The sequence below is a fragment of the Actinomadura miaoliensis genome (assembly GCF_039536785.1).
Lineage (GTDB): Bacteria > Actinomycetota > Actinomycetes > Streptosporangiales > Streptosporangiaceae > Spirillospora > Spirillospora miaoliensis.
In genome coordinates this window covers 1-4,745 of the sequence record NZ_BAAAZG010000002.1, presented here as the reverse complement: position 1 = coordinate 4,745, position 4,745 = coordinate 1, and the positions used below count along the sequence as shown (strand labels likewise).

6 protein-coding genes are annotated in these 4,745 nt (G+C 71.2%); 3 read left to right on the top strand and 3 right to left on the bottom strand.

Annotated features, from left to right (window positions below; genetic code table 11):
• Positions 1 to 192 precede the first annotated feature (192 nt).
• Positions 193 to 870, bottom strand: a complete 678-nt coding sequence (locus ABD811_RS04390; protein ID WP_344941117.1) for an HAD family hydrolase — start codon at positions 868 to 870, stop codon at positions 193 to 195.
• Positions 871 to 1,100: 230 nt separating this feature from the next.
• Between ABD811_RS04390 and ABD811_RS04385 the strand changes: the two genes are divergently transcribed.
• From ABD811_RS04385 to ABD811_RS04375, 3 genes are all read left to right on the top strand, one after another.
• Positions 1,101 to 1,577, top strand: a complete 477-nt coding sequence (locus ABD811_RS04385; RefSeq protein WP_344941114.1) for a hypothetical protein — start codon at positions 1,101 to 1,103, stop codon at positions 1,575 to 1,577.
• Between the two features lie 109 nt (positions 1,578 to 1,686).
• Entirely contained in the window at positions 1,687 to 2,061 is a 375-nt protein-coding gene (locus tag ABD811_RS04380) for a phage holin family protein (protein ID WP_344941111.1), read from the top strand.
• Between the two features lie 312 nt (positions 2,062 to 2,373).
• Positions 2,374 to 2,916 carry a hypothetical protein gene (locus ABD811_RS04375; protein ID WP_344941108.1) on the top strand — a complete coding sequence of 181 codons (543 nt, stop codon included), beginning with the start codon at positions 2,374 to 2,376 and terminating at the stop codon, positions 2,914 to 2,916.
• A gap of 92 nt (positions 2,917 to 3,008) precedes the next feature.
• On the opposite strand, the gene ABD811_RS04370 is transcribed toward ABD811_RS04375, so the two are convergent.
• Together ABD811_RS04370 and ABD811_RS04365 are read right to left on the bottom strand one after the other, a co-directional pair.
• On the bottom strand, positions 3,009 to 3,191 hold the full coding sequence (locus ABD811_RS04370; RefSeq protein ID WP_344942350.1) for a DUF397 domain-containing protein: 183 nt from the start codon (positions 3,189 to 3,191) through the stop codon (positions 3,009 to 3,011).
• A gap of 287 nt (positions 3,192 to 3,478) precedes the next feature.
• On the bottom strand, positions 3,479 to 4,624 hold the full coding sequence (locus ABD811_RS04365; protein ID WP_344941104.1) for a hypothetical protein: 1,146 nt from the start codon (positions 4,622 to 4,624) through the stop codon (positions 3,479 to 3,481).
• Positions 4,625 to 4,745: the final 121 nt, after the last annotated feature.

Genomic DNA, 4,745 nt, shown 5'->3' with positions numbered 1-4,745 from the left:
GCCGGCCGCGCCTCCGCCGTGCGCGACCTGGACGAACCGCCGGCGGCGGCCAACGTCGGCGGCTCGCGCGGCTGGAAGATCGAACACCGCGACGTCTCGGCCCCCGGCGGGACCAGCCGGACGATCATCGGCTTCCGTGAAGGTGGGCGTCGCGCGCGATCGCCGCCGGTGATGGCTCGTCCAAGGGGCGGTTCAGGGGCGCGGCTTGTCGGCGATCTGGTCGAGCAGGCGCGGGGTGATGGCGTTGAGGTCGCGGGCGACGTGGGAGGCGAGCGCCAGCGCGTCCTCGTCCGGGGGATACCGGGGATGCGGGACGGCGATCACCCGCATGCCCGCCGCGTGGGCCGAGCGCAGGCCGTTGCTGGAGTCCTCGATCGCCGCGCATTCCTCGGCGGGGACGTCCAGCCGTTCGGCCACCGTGAGATAGCCGTCAGGCGCGGGCTTGCCACGGGCCACCTCCTCGGTGGAGAGCGTGGCGCGGAACAGGTCGCGCACCCCCATCTCGTCGAGCACGTGATCGATCAGAGTGCGCGGCGACGAGCTGCTCACCCCCAGCGGACGGCCGTCCTCGGCCAGCCGCCGCACCACCTCCCGCGCTCCGGGCATGAGCGGCAGGTGCTCGTCGTACCGGCGGATCATCTGGCCGATCACGCCCTCGGCGACCTCGCGCGGCTCCATCCCGCCGATCAGCTCGGTCGCCAGGTACCGCGACCACTCCTTGGTGCTCATGCCCATGAGCCGGTCCTGGGTGTCGGGCCGCCACCGCCCGCCGTGGTCGGCGACGTAGCCGCGGCGCACCTCCTCCCACACCGGTTCGGAGTCGACCAGGACGCCGTCGAGATCGAACACGACGGCCCGCAGGACGGACATGGGCGGCACCTCCAGCGACTCACCGATTCCGCGCTGATCGCTACCCCGGCGGGCGACGGTCCAACCCGGTGGTCTCCGAGGGGCGGGACGCGGCGCGGCCGGTGGACGGACCGTCGGTTACCCGGCGTGGTCGTCTCCGCTCATTTGCGGACAGAACGCACAAGATCCAAGCGGTCTCTGGCAGGGTGAGAGCCCCCGCCCCGGCTCTGTGGCCGTTGGAGAGGAGAGTCATGGCCTTCCTCGGAATCCTGCTGATCGCCGCGGCCGTCGCCGTCGGCGCCGGCGTCGCGCTGGACAACTCCGGCGACACCACCCTGACCGTCTTCGGCACCGCCGTCCCCGGCGTGAGCAGCCAGTGGCAGGTGTTCTTCGCCGGTGCCCTGTTCGCCGTGGTGCTGGTCATCGGCCTGGTGCTCACGTTCATGGGCACGGCCCGGACGATGCGGACGCGCCGCGAGGTGCGCGCCCTGCGCGAGGAGCACGAGGAGTCGCTCACCACCCTGGAGATGGAGAAGCGCCAGCTCGAACGCGAACTGGCCCGCATCCGCAACAGCGCCGCCGCCTCCGCCGCCCGCCAGGCCCCCGCCCCCGCCCCCGCGGCCCCCGCCCAGGCTCCGGCGCCCGCCCCGGCCCCGGCCCCGGGGCCTCGCTCCGCCGCGCGCTCCCAGGTCACCGCGGCGTCCCCGTTCTTCGACCGCGCCGACTGACCGCTACGGCCGGATGAGCCGCCGGTCGTCCCCAATGGTGAGGCGGCCGTCCGGCGGATCGCCGCACGGAGGGATGACGTCGGTGCGCCGTCCACGCAGGATGGATGACGTGTCGATTCTCATCAAGACCGGGATCACCGCGGTGGCGCTGGCCGTGGCCGCGCTGGTGCTGGACGGCATCACCGTCACCGGAGACGACACGGGACGTCGAGCCCTCACGCTGGTCGCCGTCGCGGTCATCTTCGGCCTGGTCAACGCCATCATCAAGCCGATCATCAAGACCCTCGGATGCGCGTTCTACGTGCTCACGCTCGGGCTCATCGGGCTCGTGGTGAACGCCCTGCTGCTCCTGCTCACCAGCAAGATCGCCACCGAGATCGACCTGCCCTTCCACGTCGCCGGCTTCTGGGCGGCCTTCTGGGGCGCCATCATCGTCGGCGTCGTCGGCTGGCTCCTCAACCTCTTCGTCGGCGACGACGACTGATCCGTCCCCGCGGTGGATCGTGTGGGGCCGGTCTACGCGCAGCGGCCGAAGGGCCCGCCCAGGAGGGCGGGCCCTTCTGCGTACTCGCAGAGTGCGCCGTGGTCCTCTTTTCGAAAGTAGAAGGAACCGATGCACAATCCCCTCACGGCTGCCGGTGGCGGCGCCATCGCCGAAGTCGGGCATGTCGTCGGACGGGTCGTCGAGGTCAACCCGGGCGGGCGGTACGCCCGATGTGCCGGGGGCTTGAGCGCCGCGTCCGCCGCTCGTGTTTCGATGTCACACCGCGACACGGACCGAGAAGGCGAGGTGCCGATGAACGAGTCGGCCGACCTGGACGCTCTGCGACGGCTCATGCCGCCGCCGGACGGTGGGACGAGGGTCGACTGGGACGCCGTCACCGCGTCCTGGGGCACGCCGTTCCCGCCCGACTATCTGCGCTTCATGGAGGTCTACGGCGCCGGTGTGGTGCAGAAGTACCTGTCGATCAACACACCTGAACCCAAGGTCCCGCTGTCCGAGGCGCAGCGGGACGGAATGGTGATCGAGACCGCGAACGCCGAGGCCGACTGGGAGACCGAGGACAAGGCGCCCGACCTGGAAGGCACCTCTCCCAAACTGATCAACTGGGGCGTCGACGCCACCGCCGACCTGCTGTGCTGGGACGCCTCGGACGAGGATCCCGCCAGGTGGCCCGTCCTGGTCTACAACCGCAACGGCTCGCTGTGGAGCCGCTACGACTGCGGCATGGTGGAGTTCCTCGTCCGGGTGCTGCGGGCCGACTTTCCCGAGTGCCCCCTCGGCGGCCTGTTCCTGTGGGGCGTCAGCGAGGCGACCTTCGAGAAGAGAGGGGGCTGACCGTTCCCCTGCTCTGCACAGGGCCGTTCACAAGGCCCAGGCAGGGCGGTTTGCATCGCTGATGGGCTCATCAAGCGCGCGATTCTCGTCGTCTACAGGTCGAATCTGCCTGCTTTGATTGCCTGGAAGAGCGTCATCATCTCGGTGAGGGTGAATGTGTGGCGTGGCCCGTCAGGGTTTTGGCTGTCTCGAACGGCCAGCAAGCCACCCGCGTCCGCGACTTCAACGCAGTTGTCGCCAGCCTCGCTTGAGCGGCTCGACTTCCGCCAAGTCAGTCCGTCCGTCTATCCATTGCCTCTCTTATCAGTTCGCGGCGACGCCTGCCCTGACGGGCACACGTGCGGAGCGATGCATTGCATCCTTGACGGCGCTATCGAGATCACGATGGTCGGTGGCTGTGTGGAGTGCCGTTGCCGAAGCCACTGGCCGCTGTTGCGGGACATGTTGATCTCGCGTGGCCACCTGATGAGGTACACGGACGCGGCACGGTCACGGTTGCGGTGACGAGGCGCCCGAGTTCCTCCGGCCGGCTCTGCCCCCCCGCACCCGGCCGGAGGTCACCTCATTTCTGGGCGTCGCGGTCGGTCGGCTGCTCACCCTGTTGGTCGACGACTGCTTCGGGCTCGCCCAGTGGAAGAGTCTGTCCGGCCGGACGCGCGTCGGCTGCCTCCTCAGTGGTCTCGGCAGCGGGATCGGGGACGGCCACAGGCGTGGTGATGTCGGCTGCGACGGGCGGTTCGGCGTCGTCATCGGCCTGCGCGGTGGCGGGTGTGTGCTCGCGGGCGGGCGTGGGTTGGGGCTCGACTTCGGCCGGGATCTGGGGTGCCGGTACGTCCGGCATGGTGACGTCTGCTGCGGTGGGGTGCTTGGTGGGGGTGGTGGGCTCGGGTGCGACTTCGGCGGTGGGTTCGCTGCCGCCTGCTTCGGCGTCGCTGGCCTTGTCGGCGGTGGGTGTGTGCTTGGCCTCGGGCGTGGGGTCGGGTTCGACTTCGGCCGGGATCTGGGGTGCCGGTGCGTCCGGCATGGTGACGTCTGCTGCGGTGGGGTGCTTGGTGGCGGGGGCGGGGGCCACCTCGGCGGAGGGGTGGGGGGCGGGCGCGGACGGTGTCACGTCTGCGCGGGTGGTGTTGGGCGGGAGTTCGTCCGCGAGGGTGGGCATGGCCATGGTCGCGTCTGCGGGAGCGGGCTTCGCCTCGGGCGCGGGCTCCCCCTGGGCGGCGGCTCCGGTGTCGGCCGCGGGGTCCACCTCGGCGGGGGTGGATGTGGGTAGGGGCATGGTCGCGTCTGCGGGCGCGGTCGCCTGCTCGGTGGCGGCCTCATCGCTGGTGGGCTGGGGCTCGGCCTCAGCAGCGGGTTCGGCCTCTGTTGTGGGGGTGGCGCTGGGCGGGGGGTCGTCTGTGAGGGCGGGCTCGGCGATGGTCGCCTCAGCGGGCGCAGGTTCCACCTGGGCGGCGGCTCCGGTGTCGGGCGCGGGGTCCACCTCGGCGGGGGTGGAGGTGGGTAGGGGCATGGTTGCGTCTGCGGGCGCGGTCGCCTGCTCGGTGGCGACCTCATCGCTGGTGGGCTGGGGCTCGTCCTTAGCAGGAGGGGCGTCCCTGAGGGCGGGGTCGGCGATGGTGGCCTCAGCGGGCGTGGGTTCCGCCTGGGCGGTGGCTCCGGTGTCGGGCGTGGGCTCGGCCTTGGCGGGGGTGGAGGTGGGTAGGGGCATGGTTGCGTCTGCGGGCGTGGCTGTCTGTTCGGCGGCCTCAACGTCGTGGGTGAGTTGGGGCTCGTCCTCAGCGGGGGGTTCTGTGACCGGCGTCGGGACGGCGGGAGGCTCAGTGGTGGGG

Excerpts from the sequence above, each read along its gene's own strand:
- ABD811_RS04390 (WP_344941117.1), bottom strand. The coding sequence starts at position 870 with ATGTCCGTCCTGCGGGCCGTCGTGTTCGATCTCGACGGCGTCCTGGTC.
- ABD811_RS04385 (WP_344941114.1), top strand. The coding sequence starts at position 1,101 with ATGGCCTTCCTCGGAATCCTGCTGATCGCCGCGGCCGTCGCCGTCGGC.
- ABD811_RS04375 (WP_344941108.1), top strand. The coding sequence starts at position 2,374 with ATGAACGAGTCGGCCGACCTGGACGCTCTGCGACGGCTCATGCCGCCG.
- ABD811_RS04365 (WP_344941104.1), bottom strand. The coding sequence starts at position 4,624 with ATGCCCCTACCCACCTCCACCCCCGCCAAGGCCGAGCCCACGCCCGAC.